Source organism: Bradyrhizobium sp. WSM3983 (assembly GCF_000473045.1).
GTDB lineage: Bacteria > Pseudomonadota > Alphaproteobacteria > Rhizobiales > Xanthobacteraceae > Bradyrhizobium.
In genome coordinates, this window is record NZ_AXAY01000008.1 from 159,151 (window position 1) to 184,130 (window position 24,980).

The following is a 24,980-nucleotide window of genomic DNA, read 5'->3' on the forward strand; positions in this document are numbered from 1 at the left end:
GCCACCCGATTCCCGACAAGATCACGATACTGGATGGGTCGTGCCATTCTCTGTGCAAGCGCAACGGCGCGTCCGTCACGCGAACACGGCCGATCAGTTTGGCGGTGGCCTCGTAGCCTTTCCCTCAAGGGATGCTGCGATGAGAGTTCACCTGCTCAGCCGTCTGCACGGCTGACCGTGAGCGCCGGATTAAGCAAGCGGACATCCCAACTGTCTGCTTTCCGGCCCATGGCGTCACTGTGGGCATCAGGTCCAAACGATCGTTGTCGAAGCAAAGCGCGGACTACCTCCACGGCCGAGCGAGAAATCGTGGGCTGTAGCGTATTGGCGGATTGGAGCGCGTGCCGGGCTGCGGCATCATAGCGCCACGGCGAAGCAATAGTGCCCATCTTCATCGGCCGTGGCGCGCCATTCTATGCCTCTACGCGAGAGCGCTCCGGGATATTCGGATTTGCGCGGGGCTTCGTGCGGCAGTCAATGCGTGGCGGGCTATTTGCCGCTCTCGTCGGTGGCCGATGGAATATGGCGTTGAAGGTCCATTCTGTCGTGCGGGATGCGGACGATTTCGATCGCCCTTTTGGTTGCTACCCGATACATCAGGAAGTGACTTCCGCGACGTCCGTGTCGCGCGACGTGGAGCGTGCGGAGGCCCGGCATGATCTCGTCTCGGGCCTTGGAGCTCGCGATGTCGGGACCTTCGACAAGTTCGCCGATCGCCTGAACGAGCGCGTCTCGATAAATTCGCGACTGTCGGTGGCCGAAATTCTCGGTGGTCCATTTCAGGATATTCGCAAAATCGAGCTCTGCGGCAGCGCCGAGACGAACACGCCATTTCTGCTCAGCCATGAGGCGACTATTCAGATGTTCGGGAAATAATCTTCTCTGAGAAATCATTCAAATAAGCGTGCAGGTCTTCTGCGGTTTCAAATTCCTTGAACTCGCCTCGATCCAATGCAGCTACGCCGACGCGAGCGGCTGCCCGCAGGGCTTTCAGTTTGCTCGCATCCTCGGCTGCGCGTTGCTCCACCAGTCGCAACCCATCGCGCAACACCTCGCTGGCATTCTGATAGCGGCCGGACTCGACGAGGGTTTCAATGAGTTCTTCCTGACGTTTCGTCAGCACAACGTTTCTGGTTGGCATTGGCGTCCGCTTGGATAATTCGAGAATATGGAACAGCTATGGCATATTATGCCATTGCTAATTCGTCAGCACAACCCTCCGATTGGCGCAGTGCTGCTGGCAGCCGCCGCGCATGAACACCGTGCCGCTCGCGTTTTTGGCATCGGCATCATAGCGCCACGGCGAAGCAATAGTGCCCATCTTCATCGGCCGTAGCGCGCCAAATACCCCTGAATCGCCCTATTTAAGAACGCCAAACTACGCCGTTTCCCGCACGAAAAGCGCCCGACAAACGGCCTGCGGTGAAGGAGAGTAGAAACGGCGGCAATCGGCGAATAGAAAGTTCGTATCGCTTGCGGCTCTAATGCCGCGTTTTAGCCCCTACGCATGGTCCACCGTTGGTGGCCGCTTTGCGCCCCAATATCAGTCGTTCAGCGCGGTCAGCGGCTATCCGGCAAACGGTCATTGGTCGAGGTTTCGACAATCGGCGGCAGAGTGGCCGCAATTGGGACTTTGCCGCCCGACCGCTTCCGGCCCGAAAACCTGGCAAGCGATCATTGAGCGGCTAGCGCCAATCCCGCTCGCGGCATTGATGGCTCCAGAGTTGACGCTCCAAAGAGGATGCTGGTTGCGTCAATATAGACCGCGATCATTTCGCAGCCGCTTTCTCCGATGCTCCCACCTGACGGGATGCCCTTTATACACACGATGTTTGAAGTGCCGCGCGACCGTTTATGTTCGATCGGCGCGGCAACCAAACTCCTCGCGTTATTTCTTAGAGTTTAATTTGGATCTTTTGCAGATGGTCCGAAGGTAATAATTTTCGAGATCTTTCCGTCGCGATCAACGGTGAGCTGGTCATGTCCTCGAGCAAACTCCGTGCCATCGGCCTGAATGATGACCCAAGTTAATAGAGCTACATTGTGGTGCGATGAGACATCGCCTATTTCAAAATGGCCTCCTGGAAATTTTTCATGAAACGTCGCCATATCCTCAATAACTAGCGATCGACCGGTGCTCAAATCATGTCTGACAGTTAGATATTCAATGTTATCGCTCAAGACTTTTTCGGCTATTTTGAAGCGCTGTTCGATCGAAGTTGTATTCCATGCGTTCAGATATTTTTCGTACAAATTCCAGGCTTCGTGATTAGTCACAACTGATGCTCCTCTTTTCGCCGGATCCGGAGCTGCTTGTGCAGAAACCGAGATCGATAAAGCCACCAAACCTGCCAAGATGGTTGCGTTACGCAAAATCATGCCCCCGCGGAGGCGCGCCGCCATCGGGCTCGAATCGAGGGTGATTCAACATCACGGCTGGTGGATCGGCGTCTTCGGTCAGGAAGGCGTCGAACGCGACAGGTGAAAATGAGGCCATCTATCTTTCCTTCGACATGGCGCCGGGAGTAAGTGCGCGCGTCTATTGGTAGCGTCTCGACGTGTCAGAAACTGTCAGGATCGAACGCCAGTCACGATCCTGTTGCCGCCACTGCTTCATGATCGATTGGCGTCGCCCGGGGTAGCGCTCCTCCGAAATCGTCCTCACATGCAAACGATCGACGCGGAAATGGCGGAAGGCCGATCTGCGTTCGCACCAGGCCGCTAGTACACGCACATCGTCGAAATAGACGATAGCGATCGGCCAGATGGTGCGATCCGACAACGAGCCTTGAGCGTCTTCATAACTGATCGCGACTTTGCGTTGCCGGCGGATCGCATCTCGCAATAGTGCGGCCTGCGGAGGGTCCACGAGCTCAGACGCTGAGGCCGCCGTTACTAGAGCAGGCGGCTCGTGGCTTGTCGCGGGACCGTTGTTTCTGGCGGAAAGTATTTTTGCCAAAGCGCTTTCACTGCCTTGTGCCAAGGCAGGATCGGCCCGCTGCCGCACCCAGCCTAGACCAAGGATCAACGCGTCCAGTTCGTCCGATGAAAATGCGAATTCCGGAAGGAAAAAGCCTTCTCTCAAACAATAGCCGATACCCGCTTGTCCATCGAGAGGCGCTCCTAACGAACGCAACGTTTCAATGTCTCGATATATGCTCCGCTGCGAAATACCCAGTTCGCGCGCAAGATCGAGGGCCGTGACGGGCATCCTTCGTGCCCGTAGCACGCTTATAAGTTCAAATAGACGACTCGTTCTCGACATATACCGTATCTTCCTCGACAAACGTCGTACGCTTGGTCATGCGGTCCAGACGCCAATGCCATCGTGTTCGCGACGCGGCATCACCTCCATATTCCATAGACAAAAATCGCCGATGCGATCCAGATGCTCGTTTCAATCATGTCCATCGGCATCGACGATTGGACCTAACAGTTCGTCGCTCTGGACGCGGGCATGGAAGGGGCGCAGCACCTCTGGCATTGCGGTTTCGATAATCTGTCAGGCCGGAATCGGCCCCCTTCCAGACCTTTAAACGTTGGGAGATAGCTGGGATTCCACCGTTCGTCAGACCGCTTCGTGCCATGAGGCTATCGGCAGATTTGGCGGCACACCTAGGATGCGAACTTTCTTAAAGGAGGGCTATAGCGTATGCGTAGTTCTCATCATCGCCAGGCGCGGCGCGCCACTTCGGAATACGCTATCGCCGCCAAATTCGGCCGGTTCTTCGATTAACCGGGCAAGTTGTCGAGCTGAGTGCGCTGTCACTGTACTACCACCTTCGTCGGCCGTGCCGCGCCAATCTACGCGGGAATTCATTGCCGCCTCGCCTCGGAGAGTCCCTGCCGATCCGGATCCAACTGCTCTTGCCGCCAAAGACACGCGGCGATCCACACGCAGCCAACTGCGACCAGTAATCCATGCGCAATGCGGAGGGGCTGTGTGCCGAAGAATTGCGGAATGTACAAGGACATCCCGACGGCGAAGGGCACGCCGCTTGCCTTCGGATAGCGACAGGAGCGCCAAAGCGCCGTTGCGGTCGCAATTGCGGAGGCGGCAAGGAGCAGCAGGCCGGCAAGGAACATGGCGAGGCCGGGGCCGGAACGGATGACCTCGACCAGGTCGAGCGGAGAGGCAGAGCGCTGCCGCAGCGCTTCCTGCCCCAGCGCATGAAGGCCATAGGCTTCGCCGCCATAGAACGGCAGCGTAAAGCCTGTGCCAATTATGCTCAGGACGAGGGCGAAAAAGAGCAGGCGTTCCGCGGACGTCCCGAGTAGAGAGCGTTGCAGCCCGAGCAGACCCAGCGGCAACAGGGTAAACGCCACAATGGCAAGCATATGCGCAGCTAACCATGCCCCAGATCCAAAGGCTGCGGCGCCCAGCAGCGAACTCTCGTCGGAGAACGGGCGAAGTGCCGGGTAGATCACGAACAGGATTCCGGAGATCACAAGAGCGCTGGCGCCGAAGCGGATAGGGTTCGCAAACATCGAGTCCTCTAAGGCGATCACATGAGCATGACCTCGCTGCCATGCGCCTCAAGCGTAGTGTTTGCGAGAAGGCACAGCGAAGTTGGGATGGCCTTTTCGCAAATTCGGATGGTTCATCATAGCGCCACGGCAAAACAGTAGTGCCCATCTTCATCGGCCGTGGCGCGCCATTTTGGCATACACCATCAACGCTCAGAAATCGGCCGGTTCATCGATCGAACCTGTCCGCCTACCGGAAGCAAGACCTCAAAGCGGTAGCTTGAAGGATTCCGGCGTAGATAGCGCTAACTCTGGCTCGACGACATGCAGGATAGCCGGGGATCGATAAACTGCCATTCCAAGCGCGACCATTGCGATACATACGTCGATCGCGAGGCTTGTAGAGGCCGGCAGACAGTCAATGCAGGTGCTGATTATTTCCATCTGTCAGGCAGCCAATGTGTGAGTTCGACGACGATACGCCATGAAGCCCACGCCAGCAAAACCCAGGATTATCATTGCCCATGTGGAAGGCTCGGGGACGCCGGAACTAACGTCGAAAACGCCGGGACTGAATATGAATCGTCCTCCAAGACTCTCCGTTGTGAACACCGGGTCAATCGATCCGCTGATTGGTATTCCGCTTGAACGGGGATCGAGCAACACCGTCATCTGAACAAAATAAGGTGTGTTGGCGACCATCTGGACCAGATTGTCAGGTAAAAACGCTCCTGTGGGATTGGGGGCGGCGGAAGGGCAGCTATTAACGCACTGCGTTTCCTGGAATGTCAAAGTTGCAAAGTTATTGAAAGAAGTTGTCGAAGCTCCTGCCTGTCCAAAAAGTAAAGAGGCCGAAACCGCCGACAGATCCGGCGCGGAGAGATTGTCAGTCGAGTGCAAGTTTACGGCGTAAGTTCCGGCGACTGGATTTGTGTATTCGACATAGTAACCCAGCTTGGCTTGAACCTCTCCGCCGCCCGTGCTTTGAAATGAGACCTCGTTAACCGTGGCCGACACCGAAGGGCTGCTACCCAGCTGCGTCATTGCGCTGCAGACACCACCGCAGCCGGGTTGTCCGGCGTAGTCGAGCGTTCCTATCGTGCTACTCGTCCTAATGTTGCCAGCGAAATTTAGCCCGAAATATTCGAACGAAATCGCATCAGGCAGAACCGGCGCGGCCTCAGCCGGCATGACAGCTGCTCCGATTAGCAATACGCAGTAGATGAGTAGAGCAAACCTTTTCATCGCATTTTCTCCTGGCAATCAGTGGAAGAAGCCGAAGCGACAGCAGGCCATGTCGATCTAATATTCTTTTCGAGGCCAGCGCCGACCCGTTCTCGCGGGGCAGATCAAATCGGGATTTCGGGCGGCCTTGCAAATCCCCCGTACTCCCTTTCGAGCAGTTGAGCGAACGCAAGTGGCGTGCGGTCCTCGAACAAGGGGCCGATGATCTGTACGCCAATAGGAAGCCCTGCCTTCGATCGGCCTACCGGCATCACCGTCGCGGGCAAGCCCGGAGGCGTCGCAAGCGTCGCCCAGACGATCACCGACAGATAAGGGTGCATCTCGCCGTCGATATCGATCGTTCGGTCCTCCTGATCCGGCTTTTGGTCGTGCGGGAACGCGGTCACGGCAAACGGCGGACACAGAACCACGTCGAATTCCCTGAACAGGGCAGCCCATTGCTGGCGCAGGCGGGCCCGCGCGATTTCCCCAGCCATCCACTCGTGGTGGCTAAGCAGTGGCGCGCGCATTCGCCATGCCTTGAGACTGTCGTCATCCGGCTTCAGCGCTGCGACATTCTCCTGAATCGTCTTGAAGAATTCGGGAGGCCGGCCGAACGCGCCAAAGTTGCGCACCATGCGGGTATGCAGGCGTGCCGACTCGGCGAGATCAGGCACCAGCGAGCTGGACCGCGCAACCTTTGTTCCTGCCTTCGCCAGGCGGCTCGCAAGCTGATCGAGTGCCCCGCGTATTTCACCGGCCACCGGCAACAGAGGATGACTGTCCAGCACAAGAACGCGGAAGTCTTTCAGCGTCTCGTGGCGCGCTGGAGGGAGCACCAGTCGATAGGCGGTGGCCTCCTGTTCGTCGGGGCCGGCGAGGATGTCGAGCGCCGCTGACAGATCGGCACCGGTGCGGGCCATCGGGCCGCAAACGCCCAGTCCGTTGGTCAGGTCGGTTGCCAGGGCTTGCGAATGGGGCGGCGCGTGGCCGCGCTGCGGGACCAGATTGGATGTGGGCTTGTGAGCGAACACCCCGCACAAATGTGCCGGCACTCGCAGCGAGCCGCTTATGTCGGAGCCGAGCTCGAGCGGCACGTATCCGGCGGCCAGCGCGGCCGCCGATCCGCCGGATGAGCCGCCGGGCGTGCGCGTGAGGTCCCAGGGATTGTTGGTTGCTCCATAGATCTCATTGAAGCTTTGCCAATCGGCCATCGCGGTGGCGAGATTGGTCTTTCCCAGGATCACCGCTCCTGCCGCCTTGAGGCGGGCGACCGCAACGGCGTCTTCGGCGGCCCGCCATCCACGGCCCGACGGGAAGCCCCAGGTGGTCTGCAAGCCTTCGATATTGAAGGATTCCTTCACTGTCATCGGGATGCCGAGCAAGGGTCGGCGTTCGCCGCGGGCGAGCGCGGCATCCGCCCCAAGCGCGGCGGAATGAGCCCGCTCGAAATCGCGCACCACGACGGCATTGATGCGGGAATCGAGCGATCCGATCCTGGCGAGGGTGTTTTCGAGCAACTCGACCGCGGAAATCTTGCGCGCGTCCAGAAGGGCCCGCAGCTCGCTCACACTGGCGTAGTCCAGGCGTTGCTCGGAAGCGGACGAGTGCGCGGCTTTTTGGCCGAAAGCCGGGGTGAACTGTGTCGCGGTCACGGTTGCGACGGTGCTGGCGGCTGCCCCCAAAAGGAAACGTCGGTTCATTGTCATTGGTTAGTTCCCTCCGCGCCGATGCGCCCGCCATTTCCGCGCTCCCCGATTTCGACTAGCATCGCGGGCCCAGCATGACGTCGGCATCGCCGCCGTTGTGTGTCGATTGCCGAGCCTAGGCGCATGGATTCCACGACACCCGAAAGAGTGCCGAATGAACCCCGAAATTGGAACGAAAACCAAGCCGAGCGCGGAGGCCGGCGACGAGCCAGCCCCGATTCCCCGTGGCGCGCTTCACTTTGCCGATTTTGACGTCGACCTCGAGCGTGGCGAATTGCGTGTCGGCGGCGCCGTGATGGCCTTGCGCCCGAAGAGCTTTGCACTGTTGGTTTACCTCGCCCGTCATCCCGGCCGGCTGTTGACCAAGGATGAACTCATTGAAGCGGTCTGGCCCGATGTGGCGGTGACCGACGACTCCCTGGTTCAGTGCATCAGCGAACTGCGAGCCGCGCTTGGAGACGGCGACCAACGCCTGATCAAAACCGTGCCTCGCCGTGGTTATTTGCTGGACGCCCTCCCTGTCGATACGCCTCCGGCCGATGAACCGGTCGAACGCCGTGCGGGCACCATCGACCCGCAGGGCTCATCGCCTCTGAGGCCCTCTCGCCGTAGATCGTTGCCGTGGCTGCCTGCAGTGGTAGCCGTATGTACGGTCTCGCTTGCCGGAGCGCTCTGGTTCGGGGTTCCGCATCGCGGACAGAATGCCGCCCTCGTCAGCAAGAACACGATCACGGTTTTGCCGCTTGTCGGTGTTGGCGGAGAGAACGCTGCTGACCTTGCCGAGGCCGTTACCGAAGATCTCACCATCGAGGTGTCGCGTTTGCCCGACACGCTCGTGATCGGATATCCACCAGGGCATTCGCTGGTCGGTCCCGATAGCGATGCACGAGGCGTCGGCCGCCAATTGGGCGTCGCCTACATCTTGAGTGGCAGCCTGCAGCGGCAAGGCGAAGCGGTTTCGATCGCCCTGAAACTGCAAACGAGTGCCACCGGCGCGCTGTTGTGGTCGGGGCGGTTCGACTACGCTGAACAGGCGGGATGGGATTGGCGCCGAGACATTACGGCCCGTATCGCCAACGAGCTGAAAGTACGCATTGACGATGCCGAGATGCCCTTCGACAGGCCTTATGCCGGGCGTACGTTCGCCGCCATCGATCCCACACTTCAGGGCTGGCGCCTGCTGAAGCGGCTCCATACGCAAGAAGCGCCGCAGCGGGCGCGCGCCCTGTTCGAGCAGGCGCTACAGATGGACCCCGACTCGGCCTCTGCGCTGGCCGGACTTGCCCTCAGTCACATCACCGAGGTGTTGACCCGCTGGAGCAAGGCGCCGGACACCCAGACCGCGCTTGCCGCGCAAGCGATCGAGCGTTCATTGGCACTGCAGCCAAACGATCCCCGCGCGAATTACGTGCGAAGCCTGGTGTTAGCCGCGCAAGGTCGGATCGACGATGCGGAGCAAGCCATTCGACGCGCGCTGTCACTGTATCCGAATCAGCCGCGGGCGCTGCAGCGGCTGGGCTTTCTGAGGCTGCAACAGGGCCGTCCGGAAGAGGTAGCCGCGCCGGTCATGCTATCGCTCCGTCTTGATCCTCTCAATGCCGAACAGGTGAGCCTTGGCCACTTCACGCTGGGAATGGCCGAATTCCACCTGCATCATGATGAGGCAGCCTACGCGCACATGCGCCAGGCGACGATCAGTAGTGCGCAAAATGGCTTTGCCTGGCAATGGTTGGCGGCGATCGATGCCCTGCACGGTCGCGGCGAGCAAGCCAGGAACAATCTGGTCGAATACCAGAAAACGCATCCCGACGACACGATCGGCAGTCTGAAAGCGTCGGAACCCTCGCGCAACGCTGCGTTCTGGGAGGAGCGCAATCGCTTCTATGAAGGTCTGAAGATGGCGGGACTGCCGGAGTAGTGGTCCCAAGTCTCCCGCCTTGGCCGCGATGGCCTGTTTCTGGCACATCTCATCGGCCCCGCGGATTGATCGAAAGACCGCGATCGAACGAAACCGGACCAGCCTGTGCATCCGGCGAAGCAGTAGTGCCCATCTTCATCGGCCGTAGTGCGCCATCCTTCGATCTCGGCTTACCAGTTCAACCCGTTGTTTCCTGATCTGAGGGCTTGTCGCCGGCGCATTGCCGCCGGTGCGCAGATCGCTTCAGTCGCTGGCTGAAATGCCAGGCTTTGGATCACTGCGATCACTCGGACGGGTGCCGCGCCAGGTTCAAGTTCCGGGCCTTGTCCAGATTGCGAGCCTTTTCCAGCGCGGCTGCGCTTGGCAAGAGGGCCGATGCGAGATCGCTCTCGGTGAAATCGGCGCCTGCGAGATTGGCGTTGGACAGGTCGGCTCCCGCAAGACTGGCGCGATTGAGGTTGCAATTTGCCAGATTGGCGTTCTGCAGCTGCGCGAATTCGAAATCGGCGCGCGAGAGATTGGCGCCGCTCAGATCCGCATTCCTGAGATCGGCAGATTTGAGCACGCCACGCATCAGGCCCATCGATTGGTTGCGCATATCAGCGCTCAAGTCGGCGCCGGCAAGCCTGGCCCCGATCAGGCTGGCACCGGAAAGATCAGCGGTGATGCGAGCGCCGTTCAAATCGGCGCCGCCAAGCTTGGCGCGCTGCATCTGCGTGCCGAGCAGCGAGGCCTTTGCAAGGGATGCCGCTGTCAAATCCGCGTCGATCAGCCAAGCCTGGTTCAGGTCGGCTCGGTCGAAGCGCGCACCATTCAGATTTGCCCGGTTGAGCTTTGCGAGGCGGAGATTGCTGCCGGAGAAGTCGAGCCCCGAAAGATCGAGGCGCGACAGCCGCTTCCCCTGCAAATCTGCAGAGCGCTGGCCCGCGGGCCCTTGAGGCGCCGCCTTGAGAAGCGCCTCGACCTCGGCGCGCGTCATCTCAGATGTTGACATTTCGGGACTGTTGAGGTCGACGCTGCCCAGCATGTCCTGCGACACGGCGTCAATGGGATCAACCAGCAGCGCCGCCATCGACACAAGGGCAAATGCGAGACGAAACAGCATCGCTGCCTCTCCGCTTTCCAATAGGCCGGCACCGCTCTCTTGTCGGCTTGGTCGCACTGGTCGCGATGCGACCCCAGCTTCTACGAGAGTATGAAACCGGATCATGATCCTGGCAATGCCTGTGACTGCCCCGCGCGAGGAAAGCTGCCTCTGAAGGCGAAGTGCCAGATCACGGCCTATCGCAGTCCTGGCGATTGGAGGGCGCAACCGGGCCGCCGCATCATAGCGCCACGGCGAAGGAATGAAGGAATAGTGCCCATCTTCATCAGCCATGGCGCGCCAGTGATATCAGCGACGCACCATACGCCTGATCCGACCACCCTTCGGCACCCCAAAGGGGACTGGAAGGGTGGTTGTTCTCTTCTGTGTCCCGCGTCATGGCGGCCCGGCCGGCATCATTCTTCTCGCATCGCGCGGAATGGTACGCGCGATCTGCAGAACATGGCTCGCGAATTGACGGAGACGGAGCTCGAGACGATCGCCGGCGGCGGCTTCTGGGGCAGTGTTGTCAACTTTTTCCGCAACCTCTTCGCCGGCCCCGGCGACCTTCGCCGTCCGCTCAACCCGCTCCTGATCTCACCGGCGATCCGGATGGGGGCCGTACGCGGCCCTCGTCCTCGCGATCTCAGTGCCTGACATGCTCGAACACCACGATCACGCCGGTCGGCTCGGGCTCGTGCGCCATCAGGCGCGTCAGATCCGCATCGCTCCAGTCGGCAAGGCTGACGACTTCACCGGTCTCGCGCTCCGCGCTGATCGACGGGGTCGGCTCGAGAACCTTCAACCCCGTCTCGTCGACAAAGAATGTGTGTTCGCCGAACATGCTGTTGAGCTGGGGCATGGCGGGATGTTCGTCGGGCAGCACCTGGGCGCCGAGTTGATTGACGGTTTGCTTCACCTGTTCGGATGTAAGCTTCATGAGCTGCTCCGTTTCTGTCATGTCGGTTTCATGGAACTGAGCCGGAGCGCGCGTTCCCCTGTGTCGTCTGGCTCAATCTCCCGAACGGGTGCTGCGAACAAATGTTCCCCCAAAATGCATTTCGTGATCGCGCGTGGCATCTGCCGCGCCGACGGCGCGAGATTGCCACACGGTGTCCATGATCCGCTACTCGCTCCTGACATCGCCGACCGAGAGCGCGCAGATGCGCGACAGATAGGTGTAGGGCAGCCCCGTCTCTTCCGCCCAGGCGTTGAACTGCGCCTGCACCTTGGCGAGATCGCCCTTCGACTTGACCTCTTCGGCGATGTCGAGGCCGGCGTCGCGCAGGCAGGCGACGACGTCCTTCGAGGTGACGAAACCGTCCCAGCCGACGAAGCGCAGCAGCATCTGGCCGGTGTTGCCGCCTAACCGGCTGCCGCGCTTGGTCAGGAGATCGAGCAGGCCGATCTCGTTGGACGGCGGCCATTTCACCAGAAACTTGCCGAAGCTGCCGTGCTCCTTCGCGATCTCCTGCACGAAGGCGGCGTTGTCGCGCACCGACATGATCTTGGCGCCGTTGCGGACGATCCGCGCGTCGCGCAGCAGGGCTTCCCAATAATCTTCGGGCTGGAAGCCGAGCTTGGCTGGCTGGAAGCGCAGGAAGGCGTCTTCAAAACCGCCCCACTTTGCGTCGATCACGCTCCAGGCGAAGCCCGCGCAAAACACCCGCCTGGTCATCTCCGCGAGGATGCGATCGTCGCCGAGTTTTGCGAGCGCCTTCAGGTCGGGCTTGTCAGGCATCAGCCTGTCGAGCGCCTTGGGCCCGCCCTTGCGCTTCTCGGCGCGGGCACGAATGATCTTGAAGGAAGTCATGCGGATACCGACGTTGAAGGCGCGCCACGACACCAGAATTCAGCGATCCGGTCCAGCCCTGCGACGCACCGGCATCTGCGCGCTTCCACGCGCCGCAGCATGCTTCCTTCTTGCCGGATGGGCGGAACACGGCAGCTACGCTGGTCCGCTTCTTGCTTTATATGATTTTGGAATTCCCAGATATTTTCACTCTCTCGCTCTCCGATGGATTCTCAATGCGCTGCCTGGTCGTGGCCGACCTGCACTACTCGCTGCCGCAGCTCGACTGGCTGGTCAGCGCGGCGCCGCAGTTCGATCTGGTGATCTTCGCGGGCGATGCACTCGACATCGGCTCGATGGTGGATTTCCGCGCCCAGATCGTGGTGGTGAAGAAGTATCTCGCACTGATCGCGGCGCAGACCAGGGTCATTCTCTGCTCCGGCAATCACGATCTCGACGAGCGCAATGCGGAGGGCGAGAAGATCTCGCGCTGGATTTCGGAGGTGCGCGACCTGGGCATTGCCTGCGACGGCGACAATCTCACCATCGGCGGCACGCTGTTCACGGTGTGCCCGTGGTGGGACGGACCGCTGGTCAAGCAGCGCATCGCCGACCAGCTGCACGATGCCTCGCTCAACCGTCCGCAGCGATGGATCTGGGCGCATCATGCGCCGCCGGCAAATTCACCGACGAGCTGGGGCGGCAAGCGCTTCTTCGGCGATGTCGAACTGGTCCAGTGGATCATGCAGCATCAGCCGTCGATCGTAATCTCGGGCCATGTGCATCAATCCCCCTTCATCACGGATGGGTCCTGGTTCGACCGGCTGGGCCAGACCTGGGTGTTCAATGCCGGCCTGCAGCCCGGACGGCCGCCGACACACATCGTGCTGGACCTGGATGAGAACAAAGCGTTTTGGCTAGCGGCAGGCGAGGCGCAGTGGATTGATCTCGGCGCGCCACTGAAGCGGCCGGCCGCTTACATCGAGGAGCCGCCGGACTGGTTCACATCCTTGGGTCGGATTGCCGATCCGAGCCTGGCGAGACCTCGAGCGGCGGCAGGTTGATCATGCTCTGCAGCACCTCGCCAACCATGGCGAGATGCGTGCCGTGGCCGGCATATTGCCGCTTGAGATCGGCGAGATAGGTGTTGGCGGCATTGAGCCGCTGCGCCAGCATGCGCGCGATCAGCAGCGCGACCTCCGGCTCCTGCTTGAGGAGCGAGGCAGCATCCTCGAACTCATAGACGACCGCGTGGGAGCAGGCCCGCACCGTCGCCGTGTGCGGCACCCCCAGCAACACGGACATCTCGCCCAGCACCGCACCGGGCTCCGCAATGGTGGCGACCACCATCTCGCCCTTGAGCACCTCGAGCTTGCCGCTCATCAGCACATAGAGATGGCCGGAGGCGCCGCCTTCGGTCACCAGATGCGTGCCGGCCGCAACCTGCCGCTCAGTTCCACCGATGCAATAATCCAGAACCGCGCGCATCGCCGCATACTCCCTTCTCGGGAGATGAGTAGAGCACGATCCGCAAGGAGATGCAGCGGTTTTTGAGCGTGCCGCATGCCTGCCCAGCAGGCAAGCTCAGCGCGACAGCCGCTTGGCGAGATGAACCGACTGCCAGTCTCCGAGGCGGGCATCCGCGAACCCCGCCTTCTTCGCAAGACCGCGTATCTCGGCGTTGGCTCGCGCGGTCTCAGCCGCGATCATCTCGTAACCGAGATCGCTCACGTGTCTTTTCATCGCTGCCATCATCTGGAGGCCGATGCCTTTGCGCTGAAAGACATCGGCAACAGAGATGACGAAATCGCCGTGCCGGGCGACCGCCTCGGCGTCATGCCCGAGAGAGTGAAGGCACCTCCTCCGGCATAATGGCCTGGAGGCCGCCGAAGCGACGCTCGCGGCCATGGAAGGAAGCGAGCGCTGCGGCGAGATCGCCCGCATCGAATTCCGGCCACATCCGCTCGGTGAAGTGCAGTTCGGCATAGGCGCCTTCCCAGAGCAGGAAGTCCGACAGCCGCTTTTCGCCTGACGTGCGGATGATGAGATCGACGTCGCGCAGGCCTGCCTCGCCTGTCACAAGCTGGGAGAAGGCTTCGCGGGTCAGGCTGGTCAGCGCGGCCGCCTTCGCTGCGGCATTCAGGATGGCGTCGCGCGCGGAATAGTCGACGGCGATGCGCAGATGCAGCGTGTTGCCGTGAGCGGTAGCCGCCTCCGCGCGCGCGATGGCGGTGGCGATGCCGTCCGGCAACCGGTCGCGACGGCCGATCACGTTGAGCCGCACGCCGTTCTTCACCAGGCTCTGCACCTCATTGGCGAGATAGAAGCGCAGCAGCATCATTAGCGCGGCGACCTCGGCCTTCGGCCGGCGCCAATTGTCGGTCGAGAATGCATAGAGCGTCAGCGTACCGATGCCCTGCTTGGGCGCGGTCTCGACGATGCGGCGTATCGTCTCGACGCCGGCCTCGTGGCCGCGCACGCGCGACAGGCCGCGCCGCGTTGCCCAGCGTCCATTGCCGTCCATGATGATGCCGACATGAAGCTTCTCGTTGTGGGACGTGACGTCACTTTGCATTGCAAAGTCTCCAGTCAAAAAGGGGGGACGATCAGGTCGGGAGAATGCCAAGGCGGCCGAGCGGCGGGGCCTCGCGGCCGGCAGCCCTGGCGGCATCGCGCACCAGCCGCTCGAGCACGGCGAGATAGTCGAGGAAGCGGCGACGGCCGGTCTTGGTCAGACGGCAGGTGGTGTGCGGGCGATTGCCCTCATAGCTCTTGGTCACCTCGACCAGCCCGGCCTCCTGGAGCACGGCGAGGTGCCGGCTGAGATTGCCGTCGGTAAGGCCGCAAAGCTGCTTCAGATCGGCGAACGCAAGCCCCTTCGGGTGAGCCATCAGCGAGGTCAGAAGCCCGAGCCTCGCCTTCTCATGGATCACACGGTCGAGCCCTTCATAGGAGAAAGGTGCGCTGTCAGTCTTCGACATCATTGTCTCCGGACGCGAAATACAGAATAGCCGCCATTACCGACTGGCCAACCACGAAGGGCAGTCCCATGGTCCATGGCGACAGCATGTGGGTCCGGCTCGCGAGCACCACCACCACAAAGCCCGAGATGAAGTACCAGGCCCCGGCGAACGCCACGCTGCGCGGCAGCGAACGGATGGACGCAAAGATGCCGAGTGACACCAGGATCTGCCACAGCCCCGGCAAGAACCACAGCGTCTCGGCGGCAAACTTCCACATCACCACCGCGAGCAGGACGCCGGCGACGCCCGCGGGCAGGAACTGCTCGACCGCCTGGTGGATCATGGCGTCGGCAAGGCCCGAATGATGACGGCGCGAACGCGCGCGCATCTCAATCCAGATTATCAGGCCGGACAGCGTCGCCGCAATCAACCAGCCAAGGAAGAAGCCGAGCGGCTCGCTTGTGGGATCGCCGAGCAGCCAGAATTGCAGGATCGCAGTGACAAACGCGACCGCGCCGGTCGCAGCCATCGTCGCCGGGCCGTAGCCGCGGAACGCCGTGCCAGCCGCAATCTGGCTGCGGATCGCCACGATGTCGGCCAGCGCCTTGTCGAGATCGCGCATCGGCAACGCCAAAATTCCGCTCCACCCAATTGCCCGGGACTGCCCCGCCCCGTCACTTTGTATCGCAAAGCATATAGCACCTCAAAGTAAAGGCAAGCGGGAAGGTGCCCGGAAGAGAGACTTGATTCGGACGAACAACTGCCGGTTGCGCTATACGTCCTCCCGCAGATAAGATGGATCCGGAAGCGCTCCGGGGGGAAGGTATGTGGTTTAGGTCGTTTGTCGTTGCGTCCCTATTGCAGATGAGCATCGCCGGAGCAGCACATGCGGCGGGGCCGTTCGGCTCCGTCAATGTCGGCAACTGGATCGGCGGCGCCTTCAGCAACGACGAAACCGGCGCCTTCTCCCATTGCGCCGCCACGACGCCCTATGCGAACGGCGTCATCCTCGTCGTAAGCCAAAATGCCGCCGGCACATGGTCGCTGGCTTTTGCGAGTCCCAGCTACCGCTTCAACAAGGGTGAGAGCGCCGCGATCGACGTGACCTTTGACGGGCAGGAGCAAGCCAGGCTGTTCGCCACGGCGTATCAGTCCAACATGCTCACGGCCATCATGCCCGCCAATGTCGTGCGGACATTTCAGAAGGCGAGCCTGATGGTGGCGACAGCCGGCCGCGCCGTGCTGAATTTCGACCTGACCTCAACCGGGCCGGTGATCGCGGCCTTGGCCAATTGCGTGACCAAGGTGAAGGCCGACGGACTGAGCAAGGCCGGCGATTTCACCAAGGTTGCCGCGAAGCCGGCAGCCACAGCGGACAAGCAAGGCGCACCGTCGGCCGGCAAGCCCGTCAAGTCCAAGAGCGGTACTGGTTTTGTGGTGAGCGCCAGGGGGCACATCGTCACCAACCACCATGTGATCGAGGGATGCAGCGATCTGAAGGGCAATCTCACGGGCGAGGCCGCGATGGTCTTGCGCGTCGTGTCGAGCGACGCCAACAACGATCTCGCTTTGTTGCAAGCGCCGTCGACCACGACATTCAAGGAGTTTGCCCGGATCCGTGACCGTTCGATCCGCTCAGGCGATGACGTCGTCGCGATCGGCTTCCCTTTCCACGGACTGCTGACTTCGGACCTTACCGTGACGACGGGCATTGTGAGCTCGCTCAGCGGCATGCGCAACGATTCGCGCTTCCTGCAAATCAGTGCGCCCGTGCAGCCCGGCAACAGCGGCGGCCCGCTGTTCGACACGACTGGTCAGATCGTCGGAGTCGTCACTGGAAAGCTCGATGGATTGCGAGTCGCCGTGGCAACCGGCAGCATCCCCGAAAACATCAACTTCGCCATCAAGACCGGCGCGCTGCGTGATTTTCTCGACAATTCGGTCGTGCCGTACCAGACGGCCGAGCCGAAGGGCGAGCTCAAGACCACCGACATCGCCGGCAACGCCCGCGCCTACACGATGCTGATCTCGTGCAACGGGACCGAGCAGGCCGACGCGAAGAGGTGAGAGGCGTACGCTGTAGCCTCAACCACTACTGTCATTCCCCGCGAAGGCGGGGAATCCAGTACGCCGCGGCCCCTCGATTCAAGCACTACTGTCTCGGAGTACTGGATCGCCCGGTCAAGCCGGGCGATGACACCATTGATGTGGACGCAACGAGCCCATCAACTCACCCGTGGCAGCACGCGCCTTTCGCCTGAGGCTCGTACTGGTCGCGCAGGCGGACCCAGTCCATCGGATAGGGCAGCCCTTCCTCGTGACGGCCGAGCGGGGTGAGGTCGAGATATTGATAGGCGGCGTTCATCATATCGAGGCCGCGGGCGAAGCAGGAATAGGTGTGAAAGATTTCGCCGGCCTCGTTGCGGAAGAACACGCTGATGCCCGGCAGCTCGGGCCCATAGAACGGCGTGGTGCCGAAATTGTATCTTGGTACGCCTTGGTCGATCTGCTCGCGCGTGAACGAGACCTCGTAATCGTAATTGAAGTCGTTGTGGCCTGAGGACACCCAGTCGAAGCTCCAGCCCATGCGCTTCTTGAACGCCTCGAGCTTGTCGACGGGCGCCAACGAGATCGCAACCATGGTGGTGTCCCGCGCCGCCAGATGCGGCACCATGCGCTCAAAACCATCGGCCCAAAATGAGCAGCTCTTGCAGGCGGCTTCCCAATCTGGCGCGAACATCACGTGCTGGACCACGAGCTGCGGGCGGTCCTTGAAGAGATCGCCGAGCGTGACCTTTCCGTTCGGGCCATCGAACACATAGTTCTTGTCCACTTTCACCCAGGGCAATGCGCGGCGCTGCTCGGCAAGGCGCTCACGGGCTTTGCCCAGTTCCTTCTCATGCGCCAGATGGGCTTTGCGGGCGGCGACCCATTGCTCGCGCGAGACGATCTGATGTTGCTGCATGATGTCCTCCTTGATATCCCCTTGCGATCAGGCGACGAAGTCGTCGAGCTTGTCGAAGAACGAGTTCCAGCCGCGCTGGTGGTTGTCGCGCGCGGTCTCGTCGAAGAACTGGGCGTGATGAAAGATCATCAGCGTGCCGGCGCTGTCAGGCTTCAGCGTGATCGTCACCAGCGATTCGCGCTCAGGCGTCGAATGCCAGGCCCAGGTGAAGACCAGCCGCTCGTTCGGCACGACCTCGCGATAGAGGCCGCCAGCCTCGAAATATTCCCCGTCCTCGCGGGTGAAGGAGATGCGGTAGCGGCCACCAGAGCGAACATCGAGCTCGGCATTCAACGTCGCCGGCTTCATGTTCGGCGGTCCGAACCATTGCACTAGTTGCTCGGCTTGCGTCCAGGCGGCGAAGACCTTTTCCGGCCGCGCGCGGAGCCGGCGCGTGAGTGTGAGGCTTGGACCTTCGATTGCGCGTTCGGCTGTGTTGGCGGCTGCGTTGACCATGGTTTGTCCTCCACAAAGGCGGCAAGGCGGTCGAAACTCTCGGACCAGAATTGCGCGTAGCGATTGAGCCAGTTCATCGCCTGCTCCATCGGCTGCGCGGTGAGCCGGCAGGAGACCGTGCGCCCGGTCTTCTCGCGCACGATCAGGCCCGCATCCGTGAGCACGTCGAGATGCTTCATGATCGCCGGCAGCGAGATCGAAAACGGCGCGGCCAGCTCGCTCACCGACAGGCTGTCCCGCTCGCCGAGACGCGCGAGCAGCGCGCGCCGTGTCGGATCGGACAGCGCCGCAAAGGTACGATCGAGCGTCTCGTCCTGATACTTAACCATAAGGTTTAGTATAGGCGCAAACACCAGCCCGTCAAGCGGGAACCCGCACGACGGTACGCCAAGAAAAAGCCCCGCCTCTCGGCGGGGCTCCATTCACGGTCATTCGCGAAATCGCTACTCGACCTTGAGGCCGGCGAACTCGACGACCTTCTTCCACTTGGCGGTCTCGGCCTCGATCTGCTGGCCGAACGCCTCCGGCGTCAGCACCAGCGGATCGCCGCCGAGCTCGACCAGGCGCTTGGCCATGTCGGGCTCCTTCATGAGCGTGTTGATCTCGTTGTTGAGCTTGGCGATCATGTCCTTGGGCATGTTCTTCGGCGCACCCATGCCGAACAGCGCACTCGCCTCATAGTCCTTCACGGTCTCGCCGATCGCGGGCACGTCTGGCAGCTGCGGCGAGCGCTGCGCGGTGGTGACGCCGAGGGCGCGAAGGGAGCCGGAGCGGATGTGCTGGATGATCGAGGGCATGTTGTCGAAGATCACCTGCACCTGGCCGCCGAGCATGTCGGTGATCGCGGGCGCCGCGCCGCGATAGGGCACGTGCTGCATCTTGCAGTCGGTCATCGCCATGAACATCTCGCCGGACAAATGCACCGAGGTGCCGTTGCCGGACGAGGCCATGTTCACCTTGCCGGGATTGGCCTTCACATACTCGATGAACTCGGCGACGGTCTTGGCTGGCACGTCCTTGTTGACGGTCATCACGTTGGGCACGCGCTGGAACCCGGCGATCGGCGCGATGTCGCGGACGAAGTTGAACTTGAGGTTGGCGTAGAGCGTGGCGTTGATGTAGTTGGCCGGATTGACCAGCAGCACGGTGTAGCCGTCGGGCTCGGCGTTCACCACGGATTCGGTGCCGATATTGTTGCCGGCGCCCGGCTTGTTCTCGATGATGAATTGCTGGCCGAGCCGCTCCGACAGGCGCTGGCCGATCAGCCGCGCCAGGATGTCGGTGGCGCCGCCCGGCGGATAGCCGACCACGAACTTCACCGGCCGGGACGGATAATCCGCTGCAAAGGCCTTCGACAGCGGGCTGGCTGCAAGCGGGGTGGCGGCGAGCAGGCCGAGCGCGGAACGGCGAGTGATCATCTCAAGGGTTCTCCCAAGTGTTGTTGTTCAAAGAGGAGGTTGTTGTTCAAAGAGGGGGTTGTTCTTGAAGGCCGGATATCTTGATAGTGGCGTCAGCGGCGTTGTAACAAAGCCCGCCACGCGCGGAAAGTGCGGAACGTTCATGGCGACGAAAGAATAAGGCATGCCGGGCACGGCTTCTTCATCACCGGCGATCGTGTCACGCGGCTGGAAAACGGCTTCATCAGGTTCGGCGATCGCGCCAAGGACATGCTGAAGGTCGGCGGCGAGAATGTCGCGGCCGGCGGGATTGAGCAGGTGATCGCAATCGTCCCCGGCGCGCGCGAGGCGGCGTCGCCGGCGCGCCGCCCGACTTGCACGACCGCGTGATGGCCGCCTGCCGCAAGGGCCTTGCCGATTTCAAGGTGCCGCGCGAGATCAGGCTCGTCGACGACATGCCGCGCTCGACGCTGGAGAAGGTGGCGAAGGCGGAGTTGCGGAAGATGGTGGGCTAGCGGCGCCGGTTCAGAACGACCCCAGCGCCACCGGGCGGAACGCCTGCAGCAATTGCTGGTCGAGCTTGCCGCCCATGCCTTCCATCATCGTGAAGGCACGCGAGTGGGTGAACGGCATGCGGTAGGCGCGCTTCTCGACCAGGGCCGCATAGATGTCGACGATGGTCGTCAGGCGAACGATATCGCTGATCTGGTTCGACGACAGCCCGTTCGGATAGCCCGAGCCATCGAGGAATTCGTGGTGATGCAGCACCACGTCGAGCATCTCCGGCGGGAAGCCGCCTTGCGCTGCCAGCGCGTCATAGCCGCGGCGCGGATGCTGGCGGACCTCGGCCATCTCCTCGTCGGTGAGCTTGCCGGGCTTGTCGAGCAGGTTGGAGGGCACGAAGGCCTTGCCGACATCGTGCAGCAGCGCGGCACGGGTCAGCCGGCGCTGGTCGTCCTCACGCATGCCGAGATGCTGCGCGAAGGACACCGCAAAGCCGGTGACGAACAGGCAGTGGCGATAGCTGCCAACATGGTGGCAGCCCACCGTTGTGAGCCATTCGCGCAGCGACGAGTGCTTGATCGCCTTCAGGATCTTGCTCTCGGCGGCGATGACGTCGTCGAAGGTCAGGGGCACGCCGAGCGGCAGCTTCTCGAACATCTTCTTCAGCACCGCATGCGCCGCCTCGACGCCGCGGTTGAGCGTCTTGCCGCGATCGGTCGCGTCATAGGTCGCGGTGTCCGGAAACGCGGCGCGGATGCGCTGCAGGATCGCGTCGGGCTGCAGCGGCCGCGAGATGGTGTCGGTGGCCCCTAACGCCCAGGCCTGCATGGTGCCGTGATGCAAAGCGTCCGCCAGCACGAACAGCCGCGGCATCGCGCGATAGGCATCGCCGCGCAGCTTGTTGCGCACCCGCTGCACGCTCTCGGGCGAGCGCAGATTGATGTCGACCACGAGGCCGGAGAGATTGCGCGACGGCTGCTCAGGGATTTCCTGCGTCGTTACCGTCGAGACATCGCCGACCGCCTTCAGGATGCTGGCGAGCTCGGTGCTGGCATCGCTCCGGTCGGAGGCGAGCAGAAGCCGGCGTTTGGCGGCGGATTTGGCTGGCGCGTTCATGGCTTCCCCAAAAGCATGGGAGTGTATTTGGCGTCAGCCTAGGCCGGATCAGGTTCTCCGGCCCTTAAGAGGCGTGCTCAACGGAACCTGGCGGAATTGGGTGCAATTTTATGGATTAAGGGTTCCAATCAAACGGCGAAAAACAACCCCATGCACAGTAGAAAGGCCATTGATGACAAAGGAAATTCTGGCCACGCAGTCATCGCCCGGCTTGACCGGGCGATCCAGTACTCCGAAGCGGCGCGGCTTGAACCGAGAAGCTACGGCGTACTGGATGTCCCGCTTTCGCGGGGCATGACAGACAGTGAGATTGTTGAGGCAGTCCAAAAACAAATCCGCCGGAGGCTGCCCTCCGGCGGATCACCTTATTCAGCAGTCACGCGCCAGCTTACGCCTTCATCGCCCCCTTCACGGCTTCCGCCGTGATCGGCAGCGCCCGGACGCGGGCGCCGGAGGCGTTGAAGATGGCGTTGCCGATGGCTGGCGCCACCACTGTCACCGCGGGCTCGCCGACGCCGGTGGCCATCTCGCCATTGGCGATCACGGTGACCGCGACCTCCGGCATCTGGCTCATGCGCAAGGGCGTGTAGCCATCGAAATTGGTCTGTTCGATGCCACCGTCCTTCAGCGTCGCCTTCTCGTACATCGCAAGTGACAGGCCCCACAGCGCCGCACCCTCGACCTGGGCGCGGATGTTGTCGGGATGCACCTGCGTGCCGACGTCGGTTGCGACCGTAAGCTTCTTCACGGACACCTCGCCCGACGGTGCGACGGCGACGTGCGCGACGCAAGCGGTCCAGCTTGCGGTCGCGCGTTCCTGCGACGACACGCAGGCGACGCCCATCCCTTCTCCCTTGGGGAGTTTCTTGGTGCCATAGCCGGCGAGGCCCATCGCGGCGAGCAGGGTGTTACGCAGCCGCTGCGCGCCGCCGTCGTTCTTGCCGGCGCCGTCGAGCAGCGAGATGCGGTATTGCGCCGGATCCTTGCCGGCCGCGACCGCGATCTCGTCGATCATGCTTTCGACCGCCCAGAAGGTCCAACCCGGCGCCACCGAACGGAGCTGACCCGACGGGGTGGCGTTGTGCGCCATCTCGTTCTTGATCGCCCGGACGTGATGGTTGGGCACCGTGTAGAAGAAGTCCGATCCGTTCACCGTGAGGGAATCGAGCGGACCCTTCTTGTCGACCGAGGGCGTGAGGAAATCAGGAAGTCCCCAGCGCTGCGTCGGCCAGGCCGAGACCACGTCGTGGCTGAGCGCGACAAGCTTGCCGTCGCCGTCCACGCCGGCTTTCACCTTCTGGTAGGTGAGCGGACGCGAGAAATCCATCGTCATGTCGTTCTCGCGCGTGTAGATCACCTTCACCGGCTTGCCGACGGCCTTGGCCGCCTGCACCGCGGGCACCATCATGTCGGCGTCGAGCCTGCGGCCGAAGCCGCCGCCGAGCCACATCTGGTGCATCACCACGAATTTTGGATCGATCCCGGCAGCACCGGCCGCGATCGCGCCGGAGCGCGTCGCGAACTGGTTGCCGGAATAGATGTGCAGGATGTCGCCCTTGAACTCCGCGGTGGCGTTCATCGGCTCCATCGGCGCATGGATGTTGATGCTGGTGGTGTATTCCGCCTCCAGCACCTTGGCCGCCGTGCCGCGCGCGGCCGCGGGATCGCCATCCTTGACGAAGAACTGGCCGGAGTCATCCAACTTCTGAAGCCGCTTGGCTTCATCGAGCAGTGACTGGCTCGACACCTTCGCGTTCGGCCCGCCGTCATAGCTGACCTTCAGCGCCGCCGCGGCCTTCTTGGCGTTGGCATAGGTATTGGCGACCGCAACCACCCAGCCGGTCGTGGTCTGGGTCTTGTCATCGAGGGTGACGGCCTTGATGAAGCCCGGCACCTTCTTCGCATCGCTGTCGTCGACCGATTTCACCGTGGCGCCGTAGCGCACCGGCGGCGTCACCACCGCGCCATAGGCCATGCCCGGAATCATCACGTCGATGCCGTATTTGGCGGTGCCGTTGGTCTTGGAGGGGATGTCGAGCTGCGGCACCGACACGCCGATCATGGTGTATTGATCCGGCGTCTTCAGCTTGATCGCCTTCAGCTCGTCCGGCGTGAAAGTTTTCGTCGCCTTGCCGCTTCTGACGATCTCGGCGAACGACATCTTCTTCTTCGACTTCGGATGCGAGATCACGGAATCGCGCACGACGAGCTCTGCCGCCGGCACGCCCATCGCGGCGGCCGCGCCTTCGGTCAACGCCATGCGGCCGGCGGCGCCCGCGCGGCTCATGGCGTCAAAGTTCATCATGGTCGACCAGCTTCCGCCGGTGAGCTGCGCACCGAGCACGGGGTCGTTGAATTTTGGATCGTTGGAGGCGAGGTTGACCCGCATGTCACTCCACTTCGCGCCCAGCTCCTCGCAGACGATCTGCGCCATCGTGGAGGCGATGTGCTGTCCCATGTCGGCCTTGCCGCAGGTCACGGTGACGAGACCATCGGGCGCGATCGCGTACCAGACGCTCGGCTCGAAATTGGCATGCGCCGCAGCGAGCGCTTCGCCGATGCCGGGCACGCCGGCATAGCCGAGCATGAGGCCGGTGGCGGCGGTGCCGACCAGGAAGGAGCGGCGGCTGAGATCGGTCGTTTCAGGGGTGACGTTCTTCACGTGCTGATTCATGTGGGCCTCCGCTCGTTGCCGGCGGCGGATGCGGTACGCATCTCGGTGGCGGCGCGCATGATTGCCTTCTGGATCCGCGAATAGGTCATGCAACGGCAGAGATTGCCGTCCATATGGGCCACGACCTCTTCCTTGGTCGGGTTGGCATTCTTCGCCAGCAGCGAGGCTGCCTGCATGATCTGCCCGGACTGGCAGTAGCCGCATTGCGGCACCTGCTCGGCAACCCATGCCTTCTGCAGGGGATGATCACCCTTGGCGGAAAGACCTTCGATGGTGGTGATCTTCTTGCCGGCGACATCGCCGACCATGGTCTGGCACGACCGCACGGCTTCGCCGTTGACGTGCACGGTGCAGGCACCGCACAGGCCGGCACCGCAGCCGAATTTCGTGCCGGTCATCTGCAATTGTTCGCGGATGGCCCAAAGGAGCGGCGTGTCGTTTGCCGCATCCACGGACATGCTCCGCCCGTTGATGGTGAGCATTGGCATAGGCGTCTTCCCCCTGCCGGTGCATGAAGCCGCTTACGGCGGCAACTTGTTTAGCGGACGCCCACCGGGTCGGCGGCCGCCTTGCGCGAAGAATGATCGGGTTCGCGCGCAGAGGCAAATGCAATTTGGAATCGATCGAAACTATCTCGGCATCTGATTGTTGTGCGTTGCGACAACAGCGCTG

26 protein-coding genes and 2 pseudogenes are annotated in these 24,980 nt (G+C 62.1%); 5 read left to right on the top strand and 23 right to left on the bottom strand.

Annotated elements, in window-relative coordinates:
* Positions 1–489 precede the first annotated feature (489 nt).
* The 8 genes and pseudogenes from YUA_RS48170 to YUA_RS0115215 all read right to left on the bottom strand — a co-directional run bounded on the left by YUA_RS48170 (position 490) and on the right by YUA_RS0115215 (position 7,346).
* The gene (locus YUA_RS48170) at positions 490–894 is read right to left on the bottom strand and encodes a type II toxin-antitoxin system RelE/ParE family toxin (RefSeq protein WP_371259883.1); all 405 of its coding nucleotides are present in this window, start codon (positions 892–894) and stop codon (positions 490–492) included.
* On the bottom strand, positions 854–1,141 hold the full coding sequence (locus tag YUA_RS48175; protein ID WP_084292578.1) for a type II toxin-antitoxin system ParD family antitoxin: 288 nt from the start codon (positions 1,139–1,141) through the stop codon (positions 854–856). The genes YUA_RS48170 and YUA_RS48175 overlap by 41 nt, the downstream gene beginning before the upstream one ends.
* 57 nt (positions 1,142–1,198) lie before the next feature.
* Positions 1,199–1,327: a hypothetical protein gene (locus tag YUA_RS52315; RefSeq protein ID WP_256375367.1), complete on the bottom strand. Its 129-nt coding sequence runs from the start codon at positions 1,325–1,327 to the stop codon at positions 1,199–1,201.
* A gap of 575 nt (positions 1,328–1,902) precedes the next feature.
* Positions 1,903–2,403: a nuclear transport factor 2 family protein gene (locus YUA_RS48180; protein WP_084292580.1), complete on the bottom strand. Its 501-nt coding sequence runs from the start codon at positions 2,401–2,403 to the stop codon at positions 1,903–1,905.
* A 136-nt stretch (positions 2,404–2,539) separates the two neighbouring features.
* On the bottom strand, positions 2,540–3,265 hold the full coding sequence (locus YUA_RS0115200; protein WP_027531481.1) for a YafY family protein: 726 nt from the start codon (positions 3,263–3,265) through the stop codon (positions 2,540–2,542).
* A 551-nt stretch (positions 3,266–3,816) separates the two neighbouring features.
* Complete coding sequence (locus YUA_RS44020; RefSeq protein ID WP_051383188.1) at positions 3,817–4,488, bottom strand: hypothetical protein; 672 nt, start codon at positions 4,486–4,488, stop codon at positions 3,817–3,819.
* Positions 4,489–4,914: 426 nt separating this feature from the next.
* A pseudogene (locus YUA_RS52550) lies at positions 4,915–5,013 on the bottom strand (PEPxxWA-CTERM sorting domain-containing protein); the annotation flags it as partial.
* Positions 5,014–5,816: 803 nt separating this feature from the next.
* Complete coding sequence (locus YUA_RS0115215; RefSeq protein ID WP_245285173.1) at positions 5,817–7,346, bottom strand: amidase; 1,530 nt, start codon at positions 7,344–7,346, stop codon at positions 5,817–5,819.
* Between the two features lie 208 nt (positions 7,347–7,554).
* Here YUA_RS0115215 and YUA_RS0115220 point away from each other — a divergent pair, with 208 nt between their 5' ends.
* A complete protein-coding gene (locus YUA_RS0115220; protein WP_027531484.1) occupies positions 7,555–9,318 on the top strand; it encodes a transcriptional regulator in 1,764 nt (587 codons plus the stop codon).
* Between the two features lie 283 nt (positions 9,319–9,601).
* Here YUA_RS0115220 and YUA_RS0115225 read toward each other — a convergent pair whose 3' ends face one another.
* Positions 9,602–10,423 (bottom strand): pentapeptide repeat-containing protein, encoded by an 822-nt coding sequence (locus YUA_RS0115225; RefSeq protein WP_027531485.1) that lies wholly within the window; start codon positions 10,421–10,423, stop codon positions 9,602–9,604.
* Between the two features lie 441 nt (positions 10,424–10,864).
* Here YUA_RS0115225 and YUA_RS0115230 point away from each other — a divergent pair, with 441 nt between their 5' ends.
* Positions 10,865–11,059, top strand: a complete 195-nt coding sequence (locus YUA_RS0115230) for a ComC/BlpC family leader-containing pheromone/bacteriocin (RefSeq protein WP_027531486.1) — start codon at positions 10,865–10,867, stop codon at positions 11,057–11,059.
* Here the strand turns inward: YUA_RS0115230 and YUA_RS0115235 are convergent.
* Together YUA_RS0115235 and YUA_RS0115240 are read right to left on the bottom strand one after the other, a co-directional pair.
* A complete protein-coding gene (locus YUA_RS0115235) occupies positions 11,049–11,342 on the bottom strand; it encodes a hypothetical protein (protein WP_027531487.1) in 294 nt (97 codons plus the stop codon). The two genes, YUA_RS0115230 and YUA_RS0115235, sit on opposite strands and share 11 nt — an antisense overlap.
* 186 nt (positions 11,343–11,528) lie before the next feature.
* On the bottom strand, positions 11,529–12,215 hold the full coding sequence (locus YUA_RS0115240; RefSeq protein ID WP_027531488.1) for a DNA-3-methyladenine glycosylase I: 687 nt from the start codon (positions 12,213–12,215) through the stop codon (positions 11,529–11,531).
* A gap of 215 nt (positions 12,216–12,430) precedes the next feature.
* Between YUA_RS0115240 and YUA_RS0115245 the strand changes: the two genes are divergently transcribed.
* The gene (locus tag YUA_RS0115245) at positions 12,431–13,258 is read left to right on the top strand and encodes a metallophosphoesterase (protein ID WP_027531489.1); all 828 of its coding nucleotides are present in this window, start codon (positions 12,431–12,433) and stop codon (positions 13,256–13,258) included.
* On the opposite strand, the gene YUA_RS0115250 is transcribed toward YUA_RS0115245, so the two are convergent.
* From YUA_RS0115250 to YUA_RS0115270, 5 genes are all read right to left on the bottom strand, one after another.
* Entirely contained in the window at positions 13,197–13,682 is a 486-nt protein-coding gene (locus YUA_RS0115250) for a Crp/Fnr family transcriptional regulator (protein WP_027531490.1), read from the bottom strand. The two genes, YUA_RS0115245 and YUA_RS0115250, sit on opposite strands and share 62 nt — an antisense overlap.
* Before the next feature lie 96 nt (positions 13,683–13,778).
* A complete protein-coding gene (locus tag YUA_RS44025) occupies positions 13,779–14,138 on the bottom strand; it encodes a GNAT family N-acetyltransferase (RefSeq protein WP_371259884.1) in 360 nt (119 codons plus the stop codon).
* Entirely contained in the window at positions 14,029–14,769 is a 741-nt protein-coding gene (locus YUA_RS0115260; protein ID WP_027531492.1) for a di-trans,poly-cis-decaprenylcistransferase, read from the bottom strand. Before YUA_RS0115260 ends, YUA_RS44025 begins: the two co-directional genes overlap by 110 nt.
* Before the next feature lie 31 nt (positions 14,770–14,800).
* On the bottom strand, positions 14,801–15,175 hold the full coding sequence (locus YUA_RS0115265; RefSeq protein ID WP_027531493.1) for a transcriptional regulator: 375 nt from the start codon (positions 15,173–15,175) through the stop codon (positions 14,801–14,803).
* Positions 15,162–15,779 carry a hypothetical protein gene (locus YUA_RS0115270; protein WP_027531494.1) on the bottom strand — a complete coding sequence of 206 codons (618 nt, stop codon included), beginning with the start codon at positions 15,777–15,779 and terminating at the stop codon, positions 15,162–15,164. Before YUA_RS0115270 ends, YUA_RS0115265 begins: the two co-directional genes overlap by 14 nt.
* A gap of 203 nt (positions 15,780–15,982) precedes the next feature.
* Between YUA_RS0115270 and YUA_RS0115275 the strand changes: the two genes are divergently transcribed.
* A complete protein-coding gene (locus tag YUA_RS0115275; protein WP_027531495.1) occupies positions 15,983–17,224 on the top strand; it encodes a S1C family serine protease in 1,242 nt (413 codons plus the stop codon).
* Between the two features lie 163 nt (positions 17,225–17,387).
* On the opposite strand, the gene YUA_RS0115280 is transcribed toward YUA_RS0115275, so the two are convergent.
* From YUA_RS0115280 to YUA_RS0115295, 4 genes are all read right to left on the bottom strand, one after another.
* Positions 17,388–18,122 carry a DUF899 domain-containing protein gene (locus YUA_RS0115280; protein WP_027531496.1) on the bottom strand — a complete coding sequence of 245 codons (735 nt, stop codon included), beginning with the start codon at positions 18,120–18,122 and terminating at the stop codon, positions 17,388–17,390.
* Between the two features lie 27 nt (positions 18,123–18,149).
* Positions 18,150–18,494, bottom strand: a complete 345-nt coding sequence (locus YUA_RS0115285) for an SRPBCC domain-containing protein (RefSeq protein ID WP_245285174.1) — start codon at positions 18,492–18,494, stop codon at positions 18,150–18,152.
* The gene (locus YUA_RS0115290; protein ID WP_035971052.1) at positions 18,494–18,946 is read right to left on the bottom strand and encodes a helix-turn-helix transcriptional regulator; all 453 of its coding nucleotides are present in this window, start codon (positions 18,944–18,946) and stop codon (positions 18,494–18,496) included. The genes YUA_RS0115285 and YUA_RS0115290 overlap by 1 nt, the downstream gene beginning before the upstream one ends.
* A gap of 114 nt (positions 18,947–19,060) precedes the next feature.
* Complete coding sequence (locus YUA_RS0115295) at positions 19,061–20,035, bottom strand: tripartite tricarboxylate transporter substrate binding protein (RefSeq protein ID WP_027531499.1); 975 nt, start codon at positions 20,033–20,035, stop codon at positions 19,061–19,063.
* Between the two features lie 138 nt (positions 20,036–20,173).
* Between YUA_RS0115295 and YUA_RS48190 the strand changes: the two are divergent.
* Positions 20,174–20,529 (top strand): annotated as a pseudogene (locus YUA_RS48190) (ATP-dependent acyl-CoA ligase); the annotation flags it as partial.
* Positions 20,530–20,539: 10 nt separating this feature from the next.
* On the opposite strand, the gene YUA_RS0115310 reads toward YUA_RS48190, so the two are convergent.
* The 3 genes from YUA_RS0115310 to YUA_RS0115320 form a co-directional block, all read right to left on the bottom strand.
* Positions 20,540–21,634 (bottom strand): HD-GYP domain-containing protein, encoded by a 1,095-nt coding sequence (locus YUA_RS0115310; RefSeq protein WP_027531501.1) that lies wholly within the window; start codon positions 21,632–21,634, stop codon positions 20,540–20,542.
* Between the two features lie 388 nt (positions 21,635–22,022).
* On the bottom strand, positions 22,023–24,308 hold the full coding sequence (locus YUA_RS0115315) for a xanthine dehydrogenase family protein molybdopterin-binding subunit (RefSeq protein WP_027531502.1): 2,286 nt from the start codon (positions 24,306–24,308) through the stop codon (positions 22,023–22,025).
* Positions 24,305–24,796, bottom strand: coding sequence for a (2Fe-2S)-binding protein (locus YUA_RS0115320; protein ID WP_027531503.1), 492 nt, complete (start codon positions 24,794–24,796; stop codon positions 24,305–24,307). The genes YUA_RS0115315 and YUA_RS0115320 overlap by 4 nt, the downstream gene beginning before the upstream one ends.
* Positions 24,797–24,980: the final 184 nt, after the last annotated feature.